Source organism: Microcoleus sp. FACHB-SPT15 (assembly GCF_014849525.1).
In the GTDB taxonomy this organism is placed as follows: Bacteria; Cyanobacteriota; Cyanobacteriia; order Cyanobacteriales; family Coleofasciculaceae; genus Symplocastrum; species Symplocastrum torsivum.
In genome coordinates, this window is record NZ_JACJNU010000062.1 from 513525 (window position 1) to 532971 (window position 19447).

Annotated in this window: 21 protein-coding genes; 8 read left to right on the plus strand and 13 right to left on the minus strand. The window is 46.5% G+C overall.

Annotated elements, in window-relative coordinates; translation table 11 throughout:
• Positions 1–156: 156 nt before the first annotated feature.
• The 4 genes from rpaB to H6F98_RS26740 are packed head-to-tail and all read left to right on the plus strand — an operon-like array spanning position 157 to position 5517.
• The gene (rpaB, locus tag H6F98_RS26725) at positions 157–885 is read left to right on the plus strand and encodes a response regulator transcription factor RpaB (RefSeq protein ID WP_192221737.1); all 729 of its coding nucleotides are present in this window, start codon (positions 157–159) and stop codon (positions 883–885) included.
• A 45-nt stretch (positions 886–930) separates the two neighbouring features.
• Positions 931–1593, plus strand: coding sequence for a cofactor assembly of complex C subunit B (locus tag H6F98_RS26730; protein ID WP_192221738.1), 663 nt, complete (start codon positions 931–933; stop codon positions 1591–1593).
• Between the two features lie 7 nt (positions 1594–1600).
• Positions 1601–2143: a DUF456 domain-containing protein gene (locus H6F98_RS26735; protein ID WP_192221739.1), complete on the plus strand. Its 543-nt coding sequence runs from the start codon at positions 1601–1603 to the stop codon at positions 2141–2143.
• A 23-nt stretch (positions 2144–2166) separates the two neighbouring features.
• Positions 2167–5517 carry a non-ribosomal peptide synthetase gene (locus H6F98_RS26740; RefSeq protein ID WP_192221740.1) on the plus strand — a complete coding sequence of 1117 codons (3351 nt, stop codon included), beginning with the start codon at positions 2167–2169 and terminating at the stop codon, positions 5515–5517.
• A 98-nt stretch (positions 5518–5615) separates the two neighbouring features.
• Here the strand turns inward: H6F98_RS26740 and H6F98_RS32940 are convergent, their stop codons facing one another.
• From H6F98_RS32940 to H6F98_RS26760, 5 genes are all read right to left on the minus strand, one after another.
• The gene (locus H6F98_RS32940) at positions 5616–5753 is read right to left on the minus strand and encodes a type II toxin-antitoxin system RelE/ParE family toxin (protein ID WP_199348910.1); all 138 of its coding nucleotides are present in this window, start codon (positions 5751–5753) and stop codon (positions 5616–5618) included.
• Between the two features lie 20 nt (positions 5754–5773).
• Positions 5774–5932 (minus strand): type II toxin-antitoxin system RelE/ParE family toxin, encoded by a 159-nt coding sequence (locus H6F98_RS32945; RefSeq protein ID WP_199348912.1) that lies wholly within the window; start codon positions 5930–5932, stop codon positions 5774–5776.
• Positions 5929–6180, minus strand: a complete 252-nt coding sequence (locus tag H6F98_RS26750) for a type II toxin-antitoxin system ParD family antitoxin (RefSeq protein WP_192221741.1) — start codon at positions 6178–6180, stop codon at positions 5929–5931. The genes H6F98_RS32945 and H6F98_RS26750 overlap by 4 nt, the downstream gene beginning before the upstream one ends.
• Before the next feature lie 107 nt (positions 6181–6287).
• Complete coding sequence (locus H6F98_RS26755) at positions 6288–6572, minus strand: SDR family NAD(P)-dependent oxidoreductase (RefSeq protein WP_242058705.1); 285 nt, start codon at positions 6570–6572, stop codon at positions 6288–6290.
• 14 nt (positions 6573–6586) lie between these two features.
• On the minus strand, positions 6587–7261 hold the full coding sequence (locus tag H6F98_RS26760; RefSeq protein WP_192221742.1) for an N-acetyltransferase: 675 nt from the start codon (positions 7259–7261) through the stop codon (positions 6587–6589).
• Between the two features lie 93 nt (positions 7262–7354).
• On the opposite strand from H6F98_RS26760, the gene H6F98_RS26765 reads away from it, so the two are divergent.
• A complete protein-coding gene (locus H6F98_RS26765) occupies positions 7355–7969 on the plus strand; it encodes a TetR/AcrR family transcriptional regulator (protein WP_199348914.1) in 615 nt (204 codons plus the stop codon).
• Positions 7970–8145: 176 nt separating this feature from the next.
• On the opposite strand, the gene H6F98_RS26770 is transcribed toward H6F98_RS26765, so the two are convergent.
• Together H6F98_RS26770 and H6F98_RS26775 are read right to left on the minus strand one after the other, a co-directional pair.
• Positions 8146–8283: a type II toxin-antitoxin system HicB family antitoxin gene (locus tag H6F98_RS26770; RefSeq protein WP_192221743.1), complete on the minus strand. Its 138-nt coding sequence runs from the start codon at positions 8281–8283 to the stop codon at positions 8146–8148.
• On the minus strand, positions 8283–8480 hold the full coding sequence (locus tag H6F98_RS26775) for a type II toxin-antitoxin system HicA family toxin (RefSeq protein WP_192221744.1): 198 nt from the start codon (positions 8478–8480) through the stop codon (positions 8283–8285). The genes H6F98_RS26770 and H6F98_RS26775 overlap by 1 nt, the downstream gene beginning before the upstream one ends.
• Before the next feature lie 266 nt (positions 8481–8746).
• Between H6F98_RS26775 and H6F98_RS26780 the strand changes: the two genes are divergently transcribed.
• A complete protein-coding gene (locus tag H6F98_RS26780) occupies positions 8747–9481 on the plus strand; it encodes a GDSL-type esterase/lipase family protein (RefSeq protein WP_242058706.1) in 735 nt (244 codons plus the stop codon).
• Between the two features lie 136 nt (positions 9482–9617).
• Here H6F98_RS26780 and H6F98_RS26785 read toward each other — a convergent pair whose 3' ends face one another.
• From H6F98_RS26785 to H6F98_RS26800, 4 genes are all read right to left on the minus strand, one after another.
• Positions 9618–10694 carry a DUF928 domain-containing protein gene (locus H6F98_RS26785; RefSeq protein ID WP_192221746.1) on the minus strand — a complete coding sequence of 359 codons (1077 nt, stop codon included), beginning with the start codon at positions 10692–10694 and terminating at the stop codon, positions 9618–9620.
• A gap of 2 nt (positions 10695–10696) precedes the next feature.
• Positions 10697–13156: a CHASE2 domain-containing protein gene (locus H6F98_RS26790; RefSeq protein ID WP_199348916.1), complete on the minus strand. Its 2460-nt coding sequence runs from the start codon at positions 13154–13156 to the stop codon at positions 10697–10699.
• 135 nt (positions 13157–13291) lie between these two features.
• A complete protein-coding gene (locus H6F98_RS26795; protein ID WP_192221747.1) occupies positions 13292–14299 on the minus strand; it encodes a DUF1822 family protein in 1008 nt (335 codons plus the stop codon).
• 83 nt (positions 14300–14382) lie between these two features.
• The gene (locus H6F98_RS26800; RefSeq protein WP_192221748.1) at positions 14383–15033 is read right to left on the minus strand and encodes a sigma-70 family RNA polymerase sigma factor; all 651 of its coding nucleotides are present in this window, start codon (positions 15031–15033) and stop codon (positions 14383–14385) included.
• 505 nt (positions 15034–15538) lie between these two features.
• Between H6F98_RS26800 and H6F98_RS26805 the strand changes: the two genes are divergently transcribed.
• On the plus strand, positions 15539–16132 hold the full coding sequence (locus tag H6F98_RS26805) for a calcium-binding protein (protein WP_192221749.1): 594 nt from the start codon (positions 15539–15541) through the stop codon (positions 16130–16132).
• A gap of 220 nt (positions 16133–16352) precedes the next feature.
• On the opposite strand, the gene fdhD is transcribed toward H6F98_RS26805, so the two are convergent.
• The gene (gene fdhD / locus H6F98_RS26810; protein WP_192221750.1) at positions 16353–17195 is read right to left on the minus strand and encodes a formate dehydrogenase accessory sulfurtransferase FdhD; all 843 of its coding nucleotides are present in this window, start codon (positions 17193–17195) and stop codon (positions 16353–16355) included.
• A 29-nt stretch (positions 17196–17224) separates the two neighbouring features.
• Positions 17225–17806, minus strand: coding sequence for a DUF3611 family protein (locus H6F98_RS26815; RefSeq protein ID WP_192221751.1), 582 nt, complete (start codon positions 17804–17806; stop codon positions 17225–17227).
• Positions 17807–18926: 1120 nt separating this feature from the next.
• On the opposite strand from H6F98_RS26815, the gene H6F98_RS26820 reads away from it, so the two are divergent.
• On the plus strand, positions 18927–19280 hold the full coding sequence (locus H6F98_RS26820) for a PadR family transcriptional regulator (RefSeq protein WP_192221808.1): 354 nt from the start codon (positions 18927–18929) through the stop codon (positions 19278–19280).
• The last annotated feature ends 167 nt before the right edge of the window (positions 19281–19447 follow it).

The following is a 19447-nucleotide window of genomic DNA, read 5'->3' on the forward strand; positions in this document are numbered from 1 at the left end:
ATTTTCAATGCTTCAACAAAGATTAAGAAAAGCTTCAACTAATGAGCAGACAGACGGTTGATGCCTTAAAAAACCTTGATACAGCGTAATATCTAAGTAGAGAAGCTACTGATAAATTAACAATTCACTAACCAACTTTCAGGAGAATTGAGTCACTTGGAAAATCATAAGGAAAAAATCCTCGTTGTCGATGACGAAGCCAGTATCCGCCGCATCTTGGAAACTCGCCTTTCCATGATTGGCTACGATGTCGTCACTGCTGCCGATGGGGAAGAAGCCCTAGATACCTTTCGGAACGCTGACCCTGATTTAGTCGTTTTGGATGTAATGATGCCCAAGCTCGACGGCTACGGTGTCTGCCAAGAATTGCGTAAGGAATCTGATGTCCCCATAATTATGCTAACGGCTCTGGGTGATGTTGCCGACCGTATCACAGGATTAGAGTTAGGAGCTGATGACTATGTTGTCAAGCCCTTTTCTCCCAAAGAGTTGGAAGCCCGGATTCGTTCGGTACTGCGACGGGTTGATAAAGTAGGTGGATCTGGGATTCCTAGTTCTGGCGTTATCCATGTTGCAAGTATCAAAATTGATACGAACAAGCGGCAGGTTTACAAAGGAGATGAGCGTATCCGACTTACAGGTATGGAGTTCAGTCTCTTGGAGCTATTAGTTAGTCGTTCAGGAGAACCGTTCTCTCGTTCAGAAATTTTGCAAGAGGTGTGGGGATACACACCAGAACGCCACGTTGATACCCGTGTTGTGGATGTCCATATCTCACGGTTACGGGCAAAGCTGGAAGATGATCCGAGTAATCCTGAACTAATTCTCACCGCAAGAGGTACGGGTTATTTGTTCCAACGGATTATTGAACCGGGAGAGGAGTAAAGCGTTCGTCAGTTGTCGATTACCAATGACCAACGAGCGTTTAACATGGCTAAACCTGATCAAAACTATGTACTGCGACAACTGCCCTTTGTCGTTGGTGGATTAGCAGGTTTCCTGCTGCTGGTAAACCGTTTACTATCACCTGAACTTACAGATTCCCAAGCCCGCTCAGACGCTTTGGGAGTGATTGTCAGTGCTGTGTTGATTTTGACGGGATTATTGTGGCAGCAGGTGCAGCCGCGATCGCCTGATGCTGTTGTTCTAACCGGAGAGCAGGGTTTTGAACTGTTACCAGGGCTACCAGATGAAGTGAAAACTGAACTCGCTTGGGCTTCGCATCTGTTGCTAACAAATACCGTAACGCGATCGCTTGTGGTTTGGTATCAGGGCAAAATTTTGCTGCGGCGAGGTGTTTTAGGCATCAACCCAGAAGTCAAACCAGGGGCGATTCTAAAACGGGTGCTAGAAAAACAAAAACCGATCTACTTAGTTGACTTGAAAATTTATCCAGGGCGCATTGAATTTGACTACTTACCAGAAAACACCCAAGGTGTCATTTGTCAACCGATTGGCAATCAGGGTGTTCTAATTTTGGCAGCCAATGCCCCCCGCAGTTACACGAAACAAGACGAGAATTGGATAGAGGGGATTGCGGATAAACTGGCAAACACCCTCAGCCGATTTTCAGATGATGCAAGTAGCTGCTGAGATTTAGATGTCTATAACAATTCTTTACTGGTTATTGATTTTCGTCATGCTCGTGGGTGTTGTCGGGGCTGTCGTTCCTGGCATTCCCGGACCTAGCTTGATTTTGGCGGCAATTCTGGTTTGGGGTGTCGTCCAGGGTTTTAGTGGTATCACTTGGCCCTTAATCGCCATATTTGTGATTTTGATACTGAGTGCGGGAATTGAGTTCTTGGCTTCCTACTGGGGAGCAAAACGGGCTGGAGCCAGTAAGTGGGGGCAATGGGGAGCGATTATTGGGCTAGTGCTAGGGTTTTTCGGGCTTCTGCCAGCTTTTCTGGTCGCTGGGCCATTGCTGGGGATTTTAGTTGGGCCTTTGTTAGGAGCGTTTATTGGGGAATTTCTCTATCGACGCGAGTTGCCTCTACATGAAAGAACCAAGGTGGCGTTTAAGGCAGGACTAGGGATTGTCGTAGGTTCCTTGATTGGTAATTTAATTGAAGGATTACTTGCGATCGCTGCCGTTGCCATCTTTGTTTGGGCTACTTGGCCACCCCCAGGATTGGGCATTTAGTAAGCTGATGTGCATTTAAATTCATGCTTTCTGACGATTCCCTGACAAATGCTCAACCGAGACTTAATATTCCTGAGGAAGAAGTCTTTATCTTTCCTGCCTCATTTGCTCAAGCGAGACTCTGGTTCATTGACCAATTAGTACCCGGTAATACCTTCTATAATGTGCCGACAGCACTTCGCTTGACAGGTTCGCTTAACTATACCGCCTTAGAGCAGACCTTCAACGAAATTGTGCGTCGCCATGAAGTATTACGCACTCGATTCGGGATAGTGGAGGGGCAACTTGTTCAGGCGATTCCTGCGGACATCGACGTACCCACATCAAGCATAAATCTCTCACTAATAGATCTGCGAGAGTTACCAGCAGAGGAACGGGAACATCAAGCCAAACGCTTAGTTGCCGAGGAGTCTCAACGTCCTTTCGATCTAGCTGTTGGACCCTTGCTACGATTAATGCTCCTGAAGCTAGATGAGACAGAACACATATTGCTGCTAAATCTGCACCACATAGTCTCTGATGATTGGTCTACTGGAGTGTTGATGCGTGAACTAAGCGCTATCTACACAGCCTTTGTTCTTGAAGTGCCTTCTCCTCTACCGGAACTCCCCCTCCAGTATGCTGATTTTGCCCACTGGCAGCGCGAGTGGTTGCAAGGGGAATTGGAAACCCAACTATCTTACTGGCAGCAGCAGTTAGACGGTGTTCCCATACTGAATCTACCTTGCGATCGCCCGAAAGCTGCCTTACACAGTTACCGAGGAGCGACTAAATTACTAGAGCTACCGCCAAGCTTGAGTGAAGCACTAGAAAAGCTTTCACAGCAGGAAGGGGTGACATTATTTATGACCCTGCTGGCAGCATTCCAGATCTTGCTATACCGCTATACACAGCAAGAGGACATTGCTGTAGGGTCACCTATTGCTAACCGCAATCGAAGTGAGATTGAAGGGTTAATCGGTTTTTTTGTCAATAGTCTAGTGCTACGCACAGACTTATCTGGCGCTCCAACATTCCAGGAACTGCTAGGCAGAGTACGGGAGGTAACACTAGGAGCCTATGCTCATCAAGATTTGCCCTTTGAGAAGCTCGTGGAGGAATTGCAACCCGAACGCTCCTTGAGCCGCCATCCCCTGTTTCAAGTAGTGTTTGCCTTACAAAATGCACCAACGGAGGCACTAGAACTGCCAGGGTTAACACTCAATCCTCTAACGATTGACTTTAAAACAACGCGCTTTGATTTGGAGTTCAACCTCTGGAAAGCTTCTGAAGGTTTTAGAAGCTTATGGGGAGAGCGGTGGGAACACTCCGAGGGAATTAGAGGCGTGGTGGTGTATAACACTGATTTATTCGATGAAGCCACCATTAGCCGGATGCTGGGACATTTTAAAACCCTGCTGGAGGGCATTGTTGCCAATCCACAAACGAAGATTGCAGACTTACCACTCCTGAGCGTCGCTGAGTATCATCAACTCACCGTGTCATGGAATGATACCTTTGCAGATTATCCTCAAAACCAGTGCATCCATCAGTTGTTTGAAGCGCAAGTAGAGAAAACACCTGATGCAACAGCAGTCATCTTTGAAGACAAGCAACTCACTTACCGTGAACTGAATAGCTACAGCAACAAACTAGCGCACCACTTACAGAAATTGGGAGTAGGTTCGGAAGCCCTAGTCGGCATCTGCATGGAACGTTCTGTAGAGATGATCGTAGGCTGCTTAAGCATCCTCAAAGCGGGAGGAGCGTACCTACCCTTAGACCCCAATTATCCGCAGGAGCGCCTGCGGTTCATGATTGAAGATTCTCAGATATCCGTGTTGCTGACACAAGCACAAGAGAAGTTGGTCGAACAATTACCGGATGTTGTCACCTGTACTTACCAAGATTCCCCAAATCCCAGAGTAATTTGCCTAGACACTGATTGGAATACTATTACCCAAGAAAGTTCAGAAAACCTTACCAGCAGCGTGACAAGCGATAACTTAGCTTATGTCATCTACACCTCTGGTTCTACAGGAAAGCCCAAGGGAGTTGCTGTTCCTCACAAAGCTGTCAATCGCCTACTATTCAACACAAACTACATAACGTTAGATCCGAACGATAAAATTGCCCAAGCCTCGAACACGTCCTTCGATGCAGCAACGTTTGAGATTTGGGGCGCATTACTTCACGGCGCTCAACTTGTTGGGATTAGCAGGGATATAACGCTTTCTCCTCAAGACTTTGCCCAACAACTCCGTCAAAAAGGTATCAGCGTCCTGTTTCTAACCACTGCCTTGTTCCAACAGATTGTCAGGGCTATTCCGGATGCTTTTGCTACCTTGCGTTGCTTGCTATTTGGAGGTGAAGCGGTCGATCCTCGGTGGGTGAGAAAGGTTCTCAAACAGGGAGCGCCGCAGCAGTTGCTTAATGTTTATGGACCAACAGAGGGGACAACATTTTCATCTTATTACTGGGTGCAGGACGTACCAGAAGAAGCAACCTCTATTCCCATTGGTCGCCCAATTACGAACACACAAATTTATCTACTGGATGAGCAGCTACAGCCTGTACCGATTGGTGTTCTGGGCGAGTTGTACATCGGTGGTGATGGACTCGCACAAGGCTACCTCAACCGTCCTGAGTTGACGTCTCTTGCATTCATTCCTAATCCTTTTAGCCAGCAGCCAGGAACACGCCTTTATAAAACGGGTGATTTAGCCCGATATCGCTCAGACGGCAATATAGAGTTTTTAGGTCGTAGCGACAATCAAGTCAAGATTCGCGGTTTCCGAATCGAGTTGGCAGAGATTGAAGCGGTGCTAAGTCAACATCCAGCAGTGGCAGAGGCAGTGGTGATTGTTCAGGAGGACATACCTGCGGATAAGCACTTAATAGCTTATATTGTCCCAAACAAGGGGCAAGCCCCAACAAGCTCTGAGTTGCGCCAATTCTCGAAAGAGAAGTTGCCAAATTATATGGTGCCTTCTATCTATATGATTTTGGAATCCTTACCACTGACACCGAATGGCAAAGTAGATCGCCGTGTCCTACCTGCCGTAGATACTCTCAGTCTTGATCCGAAAGAAGATTATGTGGCTCCTCGGACGACTGTCGAGGAGGAGTTAGCAGAGATTTGGGCTAAGATTTTGGGAAAACAGCAGGTGGGTGTTCACGACAATTTCTTTGAATTGGGGGGGCATTCTCTACTCGCGACTCAGCTAACTTCCCGCATACGCGATCGCTTTAAAGTAGAGTTGCCTGTACGCATCTTGTTTGAGGCACCAACTGTAGGGATGTTAGCAAGACATATTGAAGCAATATGTTGGGCAGCTAAAAATTCGGATACTACGAGTTCTACGGGGAATGAGCGAGAAGAGGTTGAATTTTGATAGCAAGGTGGCGAACATAGTTGTTAGACAACACTCGATTAAACAAGGTGCGATAGCGAAGCGCTGCTGCAAAGCGCCGATCGCACCACCAGTCGTATTTATTCGCCTTCCTGTGGTTCTAAAATCGCTTCAATATCCCGTGCTGCGTGGAGAATCCGCACGATTTCAATGTAGTCATCAAAAGATAAATAAAAAATCAGATGCTTCTCAAATCCCTTAACTGACCACTTCCGCAAACCTTCTAAACGGGGATTAGTTAACGACCCATCCCTGACATTTGGGCTAACTTAGCACATGTCTGACGTACTGCGTCAAAAAATCGCAGTGCTGCATCCGAGTTGTTCTGGGCAATGTAAGCAAAGTGCTCGTCTATATCTTGGCTTGCCCGTGGCGTGATGACAATGCGTTTGGTCATTCCTGTGTCGGCTGAAGTCCTTGCATCAACTGAGTGCGTTTTTGCTCCCACCAATCATCTATCACTTCTATCGGTTCGCCACTATCCAAACCTTCCAGTAATAATGCCTCAACTCGTGCAGTTTTAGCTTGTTCTTGAAGAATCAGGTGCAGGATGTATTCCGAAGCATTGCTGTAACCTCCCTTAGCGACTTGTTGCTCGACAAACGATTGAAGTGTTTCAGGAAGGGAAATATTTAGCGTAGTCATAACTCTTCTACCGATTCTGGTTGAATAATCACAATAAATAACCACCGCCGCCAGGAAGCAAAACGCATTAAGCTCCCTCACCTAGCATTGCGGGTACATCAATCTCCTTAACACAAATGGCTCGCGACAATGAGAGAATGCAGGTTAGTAAACGCATGGGTTTCCCAAGTTCCTCCCATGTATAACAATGCATCTAAGCGATCGTCCCCGACTGCTTTTGCTACCGTTTCCACACCCGTTAGCTCAGACAAATCTGCCTGAATCCACTCATCGATCGGTGCAGCCGTGCGAGAAACCGCGAGCAAGCGATCAGACTGGGATACCAGATGTTCAGCAACGGCAAGCCCAATACCACGACTCGCACCAGCCACAAGAATCGTCTTAAATGACATATACGTTCTCCTGTTTAGTTGAAACGAAAACCGAACTTGGTAATCCCTGGAAATTCTAGATTAAACTGCTCAATGAAGTATTCAGCGTGAAAGGTTTGGTAGGGCTTAAACCCGATGGATTCATAGGTATGGCGAGCAATATCGTTCCCGTTGATGACCATAATTCCTGCGTGAGAATGCTGTTGCGATCGCCCTTCCTCTAGCAATGCTTTGAGTAACACTTTTCCTAAGCCTCGACCTCGTGCCTCTGGCAATACGGCAACAGTTTCAATAATCCAAGGCGCTTGGGGTGTGAGAAAAAACGGTCGGCAATCGCCACCCCAAAATTGCACATAGCGATCGCGAAAGGCTGTTGCGATTTCTTTAGACCAGTTCAAATTTTGTGCGATCCTGCCTAGACAAGATAGACGCAGTGGGCAGTAATCTTCTGGGTTTGGTGTATAGCCTGCTGCCGCTGCCACTGGCTTTCTCTGCTCTTCTAAAATCAAAAAATCAGTCACATTACCCCAATTAGAAGCATCTGCCCTGAGCATTGCCTCAATAAATTGCAATGCGCCTGTCTGAGTGCCTTGGAGAATATCCTCCCAAAAGCAGTGATTCAGCGGCGGCAGAGAGGCTTCATACTCAATTCTGGCGAGAAACGGAATATCTGCGATCGTTGCTTTGCGGGTACTCAGTGCGGCTTGCATCACAGTCTCCTTGAGGAGAACCCTCATAAAAGATACAATCTGTATGCATCTAAGATAAGGAGATTTTTCCTTTCTTGTCAAGATACATACTGTATGAATGTCAAATCCAAGCAAGCTGCCATGTCCGCCAAACTGACCAAGGCTGAACAAACCCTACGCACCCGCCGTGCCATTCTCGATCGGGCACGTCATTTATTTGCAACAAAAGGGTATATGGCGACCGGCACCGAGGAAATTATCAGCGAACTGGAGATTACTCGCGGGGCGTTGTATCACCAATTCAACGATAAGCTGGGAGTTTTTAGGGCTGTGGTTGCCGAAGCCTATGACGAGATGACGGATTACATCAGCGCCAAGGTGCAGCCGCTAGACGATCCTTGGGAACAGTTAGTTATCGGCTGTCAGGCGTTTTTAGAAATTGCACAGCAAGAGGAACTGCGGCGGTTGGTGTTTATTGAAGCCCCAGCCGTTTTGGCAGCAGATACCTTGGTCGAGTTTGACCAGTATGGGTTTGGATTGCTTCATGAGGCAATCCAGATAGCTGTCAATGAGGGAAAACTGAACACGATCAATGCGGAGGGCTTTGCTCATTTGGTGAATGGTTCGCTTAATGAGTTAGCAGCATGGGTAGCGCAGTCCAATGATCCTGAACGGTTAAAAACGGCTCAAAGGTTAGTTGAAACATTGCTGATTCGGCATCAGAATTGATGACTTACTACTAAATTTCTTTGCAGTTGCTTGCTTGGCGCTCAGTGATCGCCTCACGCTGCCAGATCTTTGAAATCACTCACAGATGACGTTTGAAGCTACTTCATTTGACAAGAGCAGCAATCTGTGAATCTAAAATGAAACGAAGGTGATCGCCTTTTCCAAATTAAACTCTACTAGGAAAGAGCGATCGCTTCTTTTATCTGTTGTTCTATCTCCTCAATCGTTGCACCTGTCGCCACGCATCCGGGCAAATCTGGAACATAAGCTGAATAGTTGCTCTTTAGCTTTTCAATCACAATCGCATAGCGCATTACTCTTCTTCTCCTGCTTTCCTTTGTTCCTTGAGTTGAGCTTGCTTGAAAATGCTGTTTAACGTGCCAGGTGCTAGATCATCAGAGGGTTTACCTGCAATTGTGACTAAACCGGACTTAGTTGGATGTTTGAACTGACGATGGCTGCCCCTAGTTCTTGCCAGATACCAACTATCTTCTTCTATTAGCTTAATCACTTCCCTTCCTCGCCATCAAACTCATTGAACTGACGCTGCCAAACCAGCACAGCAAAAAGTTCTTGAGGAGAATAGGATTGGGCAATCAATTGGATTTTGGCTAAGTCAAGCATCCTTCTGCCAAACTAATTTGTACTATTCGTTCATAGTGTAAAGCTGGAAGAGGAGTAAGCGATCGCATACAAGCGAGTTCATAATCTACCCGCCCCGAAATGCACAAACAAAAGCGTTTATTTCGTCTGACCCTATTATCATGTCTCGTCGCTTTGCTGGTATCGCTCTGTCTCAACGCGCTCCTGTTCCACCAAGCGAAACGCTATTATCTGCAACTCAACCAAACCAATCTAGATCCCTTGGGGCTAAGCACCTATAGTGCTGACTCCCTACCACAGGGTGTTCCTGCTACCTCCACAGCAACCGTGGTATTCCTTGGCGATTCGCGGGCTGAAATGTGGTCTACTCCAGCAAAGCTCAAAGGTTTTTCTTTTGTTAATCGAGGCATCAACACTCAGACTTCAGCCCAGGTATTGGGACGTTTTGACAAGCATGTTGTGCCACTGCGTCCCAATATTATCGTTGTGCAAGTTGGGATTAACGACTTGAAAACGATCGCGCTATTTCCTGAGCGAAAAGCTGCCATTATCACCAACTGCAAAGCGAATATTCAGCAGATTGTCGAACGTTCGATAAATAGTGGGGCAACTGTTATTTTGACAACCATTTTTCCTATTGGTCCGGTTCCCCTAACCCGCCAACCGTTTTGGTCAGCAGATATTGCTCAAGCAGTAATGGAAGTAAACGCTTACCTGTATTCGCTAAAAGCAAGCAATGTCTTTATTCTGGATGCTTACTCACTCCTAGCACAGAATGGTCAAGTGCAAAGCAATTACGTTCGTGATACTTTGCATATCAACGAGAAGGGGTATCAGGCGCTAAACCAGGAACTAACTCAGGTGCTATCCACTTGGTTGACGGGCAAAAGTCTCAAGAAAAAGTCATAAATTTCATAGCAGAAAGCCGTCAGCTTGTCGCGTATCAGCTATTTTGTTTTCCTTGCTCTATCTCTTGTTTCACGCGCCCGAACTGTACCTTATCCAATTGAAAACTGCTACAGTAGCTTTTCGCCGTATTTCCCCATTATTCAGGGGTAAGCACCGATGTCACTGGCTCTGTTGCGATCGCTTCTAAATCAACAGACTGCAACAATTCCAGCCATTGAGCATTCAGCGCTTGATCGTTCGGCTTCTGGCGACGAAGTTCGGCAAGAGTCGTCACAGCCTCATACCAAATGCCTGCTTGTGCATAAAGATCTGCTTTTTGCTGAGGTGTAGTTGCTTGGTCTAATTGAGTTTTGAGTGTTGGGTTCAGTGCAACCCGTTCTACCCAGCCTTCAACAAAGGTTGGTTCCTCTGGATTGCAGTAAATCAGGAAGTACCAACGATACCGTTTACCAACCTCTAGTGGGTCAACAGTGGGCGGAAGCTGCAAGCCAACAACACCAGGCACAGTTCCCGACTCAGTGAACTGGGTTTGGTAAATATCGTTGCCATCCTCATCTTGTAGCACAAACTCCACAGGACGAGAGGATGTAAGCGGATAAGGAACATAAAACCAGAAGGTAGGACGCTCAGCAACCGTTAAACCATAAACGGATTCTGATGTAGTTGGGGTTGTGCTGGCGCTTTGACCACTGGAAGTTCCCTTAGTGACAGGCATCAAGGCTGTCAGAGGCGTGGTTACACGAGGACATCCTCCACGAGCACGGCTTGCCTCTCCTGTCCGACTACCGGGTGCAACTTCATTAGGTGCTGGAAAAACATTGCTTCCTCCGCCAACGGTTCGACCAGGACGACCTCCACCTGGTAATGTCGGGTCTTGGGCATCGCTGCCTCCGCCAATGGTTCGACCAGGACGATCTGTACCTGGTGGCAACCCTGGGTCTCCGGCTTGAGCTACTTCTACCCCTAAGTAGCGGCTGTGCGGTTGTACGAGAAGGTTGTTGCTCTGATTAGAGAGTGATAAGGTAGCCGCTTCACCTGGCATCAAAAGGCTTGAGGTTAACAGTTGTCTGCCTGTCGCTGTTGAAGATTCTGATATGGCTTGGGCTTGCGCTTGTGGAGTCCGGCTTGATAAGGACATATCAGCGTACACTCCTACTAGACCTAAAGCGATCGCTAATAGTTTCTGCGGCTGAGGAAATTTTATGTACATCATATTTAATGGGCAAATGTAGATTGCTGTCGTTGAGCTAAAAAGGCGCTGTAAGCGGCAACGCTGACACTAGTAGACACTAGGGCAAGCGCTGATGGAACCAGCGGCACCCAACCCCCCTGAATTAAAAGACCAAAGCAAAGACCATATAAAACGAAAAGAGTTCCTCCCACTAGCCCCCAACGTAAAAAGAAGTGAGATCGCCAAGAAAATAGACCACCAGTAAGTGCCCATCCAAAAATCCATAGAGCTTCACCCCACTCCGACCAAACCCACAATAGTGGTCGTTGATCCAAAACAGCGCTGAGAATCTGACTAACCATCTGTGCGTGAGCAACAATCCCTGGCATATCCTGGTAGTCTCGCTGTCCGGTACTGTAGGGCGTAAAGAAGTAGTCCTTGGCACTCGGAGCAGTAACGCCGATAAGAACAATCCGATCTTTGACAGCATTAGGATTGAGCTGACCATTGAGGACTTGAGTCAGAGTAACGCGCCCCGCAACATCCAGAGCAGAAGGGCTAGAGCGATAATTTAGCAGTACTTGATGACCACCAACATCAATGTTGTGGTAACCGCCAGCATTCGGTCTCAAGCGTTTAAAAACTGTAGTACCAAGCTGCAAATACCCGTCGCTAGTAAACTTGGGTGAAATTCCCTCTGCTTCCAGGTATCGGAAGGCGAGCTTCGTGCTTAAGGCATAGGAGGTAGTACACCTTGATGCAGGAGATGGTTCCATTGCCAAGAGATGACGACGGAGAACACCATTAGGGTCAAGCACAAAATCAGTAAAGCCCAGATTGGCTGTCTGTACATCTGGAGGAGGTGCCTTTCCGGGGTTATCCTTCTCCGGATTACTAGTTTTGCAGACCGTAATGAGGCGATCGCTTTGTTTGAAACGCTTAGCTAAATCTGGATACTTGGGGTCTACAGGGAAGTCATGGTAGATATCTAAGCCAATTGCCCGTGGCTCGTAGGATTCCAGTTTTTCCAACAGTCGTGAAAGCGATCGATCAGACAGTGAACCGCGTCTCGGTTCTTGTTTTTGTGCTTGAATATCTTCTTCTGTAACAGTAACTACTAAGAGTCGCGAATCTACTTCTTCAGTGGGTCTACTAACCATCAACTGGTCAAAAGCTTGCAACTCCATAGCTTGAAATAAACCGAACTGCCGCCCTATCAGGATTAGGGACGTGATGACCAAGCTCATCAAAACTACTTTTACAAAACCTTGTCTACCTTTTAAAGCGTTACGAGGCGATCGCTGTCTGATTCTGAAGCCGTCCTTATCAGGCGATCCAGGAACAAATGGCGGCTCATCTGGTGGAGTAGGTGGTCTCCAAGGACTGCACAATTGTTCCCATGTCGGGGGTAAAACGGCAGGATTCTGGCAAATTATCGGTAACCAGGTAGCACAAGGAAATTGATCTTCCAAGCCTTGCAACTGTTCTCTCGCTTCCCGCACTGCCAAATAGAAAGATTCACCACGAGCATAGGCAGCTAAAAAATACTTTAAAAACTTTTGACAAATTCGGTCAGGCACTGGCTCCCGCATGACAATGATTTGCGGAATCTGTAAATCTGCTAAATTCCGTGCCAATCCTAAGCCATCACAAGAGTTAAAAATCGCAATCTTTAAACCTCGCTCAACGGCTTTTCTTAAGGCAAACCTTAATTGGTCAATTGTTAAACTATCAGTTTGATTAAGAGAAATCTCACCCTTTTCACAATCCGGTTGGCTGGAACTATGCCCTGCGAAAAAGAGAATATCCCAGCTTTGCTTCCACAACTCTTCCGTGAGTTCCTGACGTTGCGGTTCTACAAGAAAACTAATTTCTGCATCGGGCAATTGTTCTAATAAAAGCCGATCAGCTTGAGTATTAATGCCAGTACTGTCACCCAGAATCGCTAAGATTCTCACTTTAGTGTGAGATGAAGCGACTGGCTTTATAAATTCATAAATAGGCGCACTAAGAGCAATCTCTGCCTTCGGGTAGCGATCGCATAAATCCCACAGATGCCAAGGAAGCCGCCGCAACCAGATGTTTTCCGTTTGAATAATCAGCCGAACTTCATCCGATGGCATTAACTGTTCTAGTAATTTCTCTCGGATCGGGCGAAATGACTCCGAGTGTAACCAAGCATTAAAGCGATCGCGTAAAAGTTGGGCAGCATTCGAGCAAATCTCAAGTTTGGAAACATTCGTTACTTGGGCAACTGAAGCTTCTAGCCGTGAGCGCAACCCTAACCTTCGATAAGTGTCAGCCCAACCCGTATAAGATTGGGGAATTTCAAGAGTAGGCGGTAGCCGACCTGTAATTTCAACAGAAGCGGGTCTGTCTTCCTCTCCAACCCGCAATGTTACGGGAAACCCATTCTCGAAGCTACCTTCACCAGCAATTAAGACAACTAACTTACCCACGACAGCCTCTCCAGATGAACGTAATGGTGTTGCACTTACAATCAAGATGATGGAGTGGTGAAATCCTATAAATTTATAGTTCTAACCATCCATAGGTTATGCAACTCCACACCAATGCTTCCCTTCAGACATATCCTAAAAACGAGAAGGGAGGGTAGGTATTGAGCATTCATAGTTCAGTCAAACTATAAAATCTTCCATGAGACTTGCCTCACCAAGAGCAATCTTTACACTAAATTGTTCTCTAGGTAGACCACTGAATTGTAATTGAATGTAATTATCTGCACTTCTGGCTATTGCTTCTAGAAACACTAATCCCGACTCATCCAGCACAATCAGTTGCAGTAGTGGAGGCAGATACACTTGATTTCCGGCTGGATGCACCTGTAGAGTAATATGGCTTCTGCGTTCAGATTCAGGTTGAAGCTCAACAATCAGAGCAACCGGATGACCAGCTAATTGCATCCCTAAGTCAATTAACTTAGCACGTCTGATTCCAGCATTAGGACGCTCAATGTTAGCCAAAAGAGCGCTATCAGGACTTCTAAAACCAAAGGCAAGATCGGGTTGGGCGGGGTTCAAGACGGTTTCAATCGTTTGCCAACCCGTTTCAAAAACATTAGTTAGCCACTGGCTCAAGTTGACTCTTGTACTCCTCACAACATCAGAAGCTGGAGTCGCTGTTACTATAGCTTGCACAGGTTGGGTCAAGTGTTCAATGTGATCGAACAAATCTTCAATCGGACCGAGTTGAGTAATGGCAAACTCATCTCTAGCCACTGTGGGAGTAAATCCCAACACCGTTGCCTCAAAAGAAGCGTCATCAATCTGGACTACGACATAACCAATCCGGTCTGACTGGACTTCCGATGGAATGTAACACGTTTGCTGATGGCTTCTAACTGGACGGCATTCCAAGCGCCCCAATCCTGTCACTTCCAGGTCAGCGACATCCGCACACATCCGCACAACAGGATTCCAGCTATCACTCACTGATAAATCTGTCGAAATCCCCATCATCTGCAAGTAGTCATTAACAACATAAGTCGCTAATGTATTTAACCGAACTTGCTCAGCTTTTTGAGGCGTAGGTTGCTGTGTGGCAAACTGTTCGGCTGTATGGCGTGCCGCTTGGGTAATTGGCAGTGGTAATGCGAAATCTTCTATGTTGTTGGTGTGGTAAGTCATAGTATTGTTTTTACTCTACAAGGGTGAATCTACCGCTCAACCTTAGGTACTCTCGGTGGCAGCGTCCTAAAAAGCACTCTCTACTATAGATATCCCTCCGATTCACCAAATTTACGCAGACGGGGTAGACATTGACGCTGATAAAAGCTGCTAAGCGTTGAAATGGATAGATTAAATTCTTCAGCTAGAGTTTTCCAACTCTCTTCTGGGGGCAAGCGCCGTAGGATTAGGACTTGGCAGGTCACCTCTGGATGATTGGCAATGTGGGTACGACACAGTTCTCCTTCTGGATCAGCTTCAACCCATTGCTTTACCTCTTCAAGCAGCAGGGGAACGTCTGGTTCAGCAGGCAGATTGTCCACTGGGTCAATCGTTTCATTTCCATCGCCTCCTCCCTGTCTGCCTGCTTGAGCGGAAAGGGTTTTAGCTTGCTGTTTTTGAGTATCTATATAAAAATCTTGCAGTCGGCGCTTCAGGTAAAAATTTAGCCAGGTTATGACACTGCCACGGGAAGGGTCATAGGGTTCACCTGTATTTCCTTCGCAGATATTCTGGCAAAAATACACCCAAGTCTGCTGCAAGGCATCTTGGTAATAGGGAGTGTGTTCTCTCCACAGCTTGTTAGTAATCAGCCGAATCACCTGAGTTAAGTTTCTCTGACGGGCTGCCGTTCCACGTGGGTGACTACAAGCTGTTTTAACTAACTGACGCAGTCGTTCTTCTAGTTCATCCATAGGGCGTAATCACTCCTCCAGGTTTACACTTTGCTGATTTTGCCTTTGAAAAGTATCAATTGAGAACCAACTCCCAATTTCTTCAGGTTAAGGGTCGCCTGATTGATACTCCTACACGACTAAGAGAGCGGATAGGGTTTACGCCGTAACAGAGGGACAATCAGGAAACTGAGTTTTGGCTGGCTAAGGACAGTTTTCAACAATATGTTCACGAATGGTTTCTTTAAAACAAACTTGTCTGTTTACCAATTGTCGATCAGGTTTTTGCATCCCATGAACTTCACTTAGAGATTCTCCCTATTGCTCTATCTACCCAGTTCAAGCAAGGACGATCTGCAACCTTATCATAAACTTTTGTAAAACATTGCATAACTCTAGTTGTTACCCCAGACAAGTACATAGAGGTTGAAAGATTTACAGCTTCAACCAAACCACTAAGCCTTCAACAGGCACAAGCAATCTGCACACACTTCAATTGTTTACTTGAAATCTGGGAGTAACTATCATGGCAACTTACTACGGTACCTCTTACGCTGACTACTACAACTACATGGGTTACGAAGACCTAACAGCTTATGGTTATGGTGGTGCTGATACAATCTACGGCAACACTGGCTGGGACACCCTCAATGGTGGGAACGGCAATGACTACCTCAACGGCTGGACGGGTGATGACAGCTTAGTAGGAGGCAGAGGTAACGATGAGTTGTATGGCGGTACAGGCTGGGATACCCTTAATGGCGGCAGAGGTAGCGACTACCTTGATGGCTACGGCGGCGGCTGGGACGGTTCAGAGTATGATACCCTCACCGGTGGCAAAGGGGCAGATACGTTTGTTCTAGGTGATTACTACGGTGCTCACTACACAAACAATGACTACTACTTTAATGATGGCTACGCTACAATCACCGACTTCAAGTGGGAAGAAGGTGATACGATCCAAGTCTATGGCAGCATTGATGACTATTCGCTTGGCACTTCTGTAGACTGGTCGGGTGGCACGGCTTATGACACAGCGATCTACTACCAAGATAATTTGATTGGTGTTGTAGAAGACCGGACTGACCTCGTGCTGAGCTTAGACTTTACCTTCGTCTAAAGCAAGCAAGTTTAGCAAGTTGGATTGCTAAAGCCTGACAATTTATAGTCAAATATAGCAATGATGTAGATTGAGAACTTCCAATCTACATCATGCGTTTATAGGGGTTTTTAATTGAAGAAAAGGGGAAAGAGAAAAGTACAGAGGAAAAATAATTTCTGCCTTTGTAGTACTCCAAAAGCTTCTGTCTCATCCAAATGAACACCAACTGATTTGTCTATCAAGTTGATGCGATCGCCAAACGCTCTTTCCCTGAATAGACATTGAACCGTTCTTCCCGCAAAAATCCCACAAGGGTAATGCCAAACTCCTTCGCTATGGCGACGGCTAAACTACTGGGAGCGGAAACAGCACAAACAATTGGCACTCCAGCCGCTAGACACTTTTGCAAAATCTCAAAGCTGGAACGTCCACTGACCATTACGATGTAATTATTTAGAGGCAGTTGGTCACTCAGTAAAGCGGAACCCACCAGTTTATCTAGTGCATTGTGACGCCCTACATCTTCTCGCACCGACAGCAGTTCTCCTCGAATATTAAACAGCGCCGCTGCATGTAATCCTCCAGTAGCTGAGAAAACCCGCTGAGCCGATCGCAACTGCTCTGGCAGACTGTAAATCACCTCAACTGGCACTTTTAGTTCTTTTGAGATAGCTGGGTATCCCCGCAAGCCCAGAGTCTCAAGACTTGCTTTTCCGCAAACTCCACAGGCGCTTGTGGTAAAAAAGTGACGCTCCAGAGGCGACAAATCTACACTCAATCCTTCCCTCAGTTCGATGTTGACAATGTTGTAGCGCTGCTCACCATCAACATCTGGATCTACACAATAACTGATGCGCTGGATATCGTCCCGGTTGCTTACCACTCCCTCACCATAGAGGAAACCTGCTGCTAGTTCAAAATCAGTCCCTGGTGTCCGCATCGTTACCGCTACTGTCTTTTTTGGCGAGACAAGACGAATCTCTAATGGTTCCTCCGTTGCCAGTTGATCAAAACGCGATCGCATTTGACCATTCTCTACCACCCAGACAGTAGCTTTGGTTTTGCTTCCAGGGGGTTTCATAGAATGTACTCACTAGTTATCCCAAGCAATCATCGGTTCACTCGATTGAACAGCCAAAGTGAAGCCGCAATTCCAACAAAATGGGCTGCAATGGTGTTTGTATTTGCCTGCACAACAAACAAATCCGCTGGCTGAACAAATCGACCGGGGTCAATTGCCGTCAAAGCTCCTTGGAACTGAGAAAAAGACTTTGCGAGAATGCTGCCAATAGTCGCAAACGCTCCCAAAATAGTCAGTAGCATTCCCACCATATTTACAATCAGTCCAAGCCTGATTGTGTCCAAGGTTTTTGCTTTGCTGGGTCGCCCCGCTGCACTAGAAGCTCTTAGCTCTCTTGCAATGCGAGTGTAGCGGAAGGCAAAATAAGCGCCTACACCCAGCGTCACCAGCCCACACAGGGCGAAAAAAATGCCAAATCCAGTCCCCTGGCTAGCCGTTTGATTCGCTTGGCGACCAAAACTACTGCTAAAACTGGCAAAAATCAAAATTACGCCTGAAATGACCCCTAGAACTAGCTGGAGCCAAAAGGAAATCCCGCCGATTGTGCGAAGCGTAATCGCAACTCGTTGGAGGGCTGGAGGGATTGAAGAAGCGTCAGGCTTTTCTCGCATTAGGGAACACAAGGGAGTGATGAGTGACCTATCTCAATCTCATTCTCTCGTGAAAACTGCCTGAATGTGGGCAGGGTTCCCCAGCAATCTACAAAGAAAGTCTGACAAAGACCAGTTCTCTTAAGCTAATCTATCTAGGAGGAGATTTTAATTAAGCTTGCTCATCTCAGGGTCTTTCAACTAAGCGGCGCGATTTTCTCTAAAAAACGTAAAGCACGAGAACTTTTCAATCAGGGTAGTCGTCTTCTAGGAGAACGTCGGTTCAGGGTAGCAACGTCCAATTCTCCCAATACCTGCTATTGCCTTAGCAGCCAATTGAAGAGGACACACAATTCTTCTGACAATCTAAAAACAAGGACTTCTAGGTTATTGAACAACAGCCGAGTGATTGCCCAAAGAACACCCGCGAAGCTAAGCACAGTGTTGAAGCACAAATTCAAACCGTTGCAAAGTCTAAGTAGGAACCCCTCGTTATTTTGTCGATGGCTTAACCCAGTACACTTCCATGAAATTGGTAAAGTTATCAAGAATATTTGGCATCCTAACCCGGAACTGACTGTATGAGCTATGTAGATCGCAAAAGCAGGTTCTTCTGAACCTAGCGTGGACTTCTCACGTCCTCACAAACTCAATGGTCTTATCCTCCGCAAGCTTGACTAAGGGATACCCCACCAAGACATGAAATTTTTGCTCTCACACCTTACCTATAGTCGTTCTGGCTTGCACTCAGGCACAAAAAGTTCATTATTATTCCTTAAGTCACAGTTGCGGCTTGACGACAATAGGCAAATCCTGGAGGAAAATGGGAATGTCTACAATTCCGATCAACCTGAAGGATAGCGTAGGTGCTATTGGATGGGGCTTTTAGCGACTTCGCTAAAATTGATCGTGGTCATTCAGCTGTGTTGCATCTTACTTTTCAAATCAACGAGTGAATCACACGCTCCTCAACGCTTTCACACCATCGGGTGTAAGGGCGCTTAACCGGCTGAGGATGCTTGGTTTTTGACAGACATGCGCGTGCGTGTGTGAGTTTTCAGGGGTGTTGAAGCCGTCGTTAGTTTCAGGAAAACTCTCCCATTCCAATCCGGTTGGGTGGGAAATTCAGCGGACTATGCAGATGAAATTTGAGGATATTTATCAGTTTTTTCAAGACCCTCCCCCAAACTATCTCAACAAAGAATTAGCAGTATGCTACGTTCTGTGTGTGCTTTTGCGAGGAGAATCTTATGGAACACAGCTCATCCAACAACTAGAACATGATTATCCAAGCCATAGGCTTTCAGATACAGTCCTCTATAGTGCATTAAAGTTTCTCGAAGATTCAGAAGCTATCTCAGGGTACTGGAAGAAAGTAGAGGGACGAGGACGTCCCCGCAGGATGTATCAAATTTCTCCAGAGTGGCGCGATCAAGCTCAGGAACTTGCCAGTTTTTGGCAAGCTTACATGAGGGAAGACCGCAAAGCGATCTAAGGCGTTTTGCCGCTAAGGAAGAGAAAGGCTAGTCAGTGAGGCAGTAAGCTCTCCATCGAAAAACGCGGGTTCAGCCGCGTTGGGTGATGCCTTTTGTTTGGAAAACTTTCTCTTTAAGAGACTGCCAGCCCTAGTGGGCTGTCCATCTAGGTTTGAGTAGTTGACTT

Bases quoted from the DNA above. Each gene is read 5' to 3' on its own strand.
- H6F98_RS26730 (WP_192221738.1), top strand. From the start codon at position 931: ATGGCTAAACCTGATCAAAACTATGTACTGCGACAACTGCCCTTTGTC.
- H6F98_RS26735 (WP_192221739.1), top strand. From the start codon at position 1,601: ATGTCTATAACAATTCTTTACTGGTTATTGATTTTCGTCATGCTCGTG.
- H6F98_RS26740 (WP_192221740.1), top strand. From the start codon at position 2,167: ATGCTTTCTGACGATTCCCTGACAAATGCTCAACCGAGACTTAATATT.
- H6F98_RS32945 (WP_199348912.1), bottom strand. From the start codon at position 5,932: ATGACCAAACGCATTGTCATCACGCCACGGGCAAGCCAAGATATAGAC.
- H6F98_RS26750 (WP_192221741.1), bottom strand. From the start codon at position 6,180: ATGACTACGCTAAATATTTCCCTTCCTGAAACACTTCAATCGTTTGTC.
- H6F98_RS26755 (WP_242058705.1), bottom strand. From the start codon at position 6,572: ATGTCATTTAAGACGATTCTTGTGGCTGGTGCGAGTCGTGGTATTGGG.
- H6F98_RS26760 (WP_192221742.1), bottom strand. From the start codon at position 7,261: ATGCAAGCCGCACTGAGTACCCGCAAAGCAACGATCGCAGATATTCCG.
- H6F98_RS26765 (WP_199348914.1), top strand. From the start codon at position 7,355: ATGAATGTCAAATCCAAGCAAGCTGCCATGTCCGCCAAACTGACCAAG.
- H6F98_RS26770 (WP_192221743.1), bottom strand. From the start codon at position 8,283: ATGCGCTATGCGATTGTGATTGAAAAGCTAAAGAGCAACTATTCAGCT.
- H6F98_RS26785 (WP_192221746.1), bottom strand. From the start codon at position 10,694: ATGATGTACATAAAATTTCCTCAGCCGCAGAAACTATTAGCGATCGCT.
- H6F98_RS26795 (WP_192221747.1), bottom strand. From the start codon at position 14,299: ATGACTTACCACACCAACAACATAGAAGATTTCGCATTACCACTGCCA.
- H6F98_RS26800 (WP_192221748.1), bottom strand. From the start codon at position 15,033: ATGGATGAACTAGAAGAACGACTGCGTCAGTTAGTTAAAACAGCTTGT.
- H6F98_RS26805 (WP_192221749.1), top strand. From the start codon at position 15,539: ATGGCAACTTACTACGGTACCTCTTACGCTGACTACTACAACTACATG.
- fdhD (WP_192221750.1), bottom strand. From the start codon at position 17,195: ATGAAACCCCCTGGAAGCAAAACCAAAGCTACTGTCTGGGTGGTAGAG.
- H6F98_RS26815 (WP_192221751.1), bottom strand. From the start codon at position 17,806: ATGCGAGAAAAGCCTGACGCTTCTTCAATCCCTCCAGCCCTCCAACGA.
- H6F98_RS26820 (WP_192221808.1), top strand. From the start codon at position 18,927: ATGAAATTTGAGGATATTTATCAGTTTTTTCAAGACCCTCCCCCAAAC.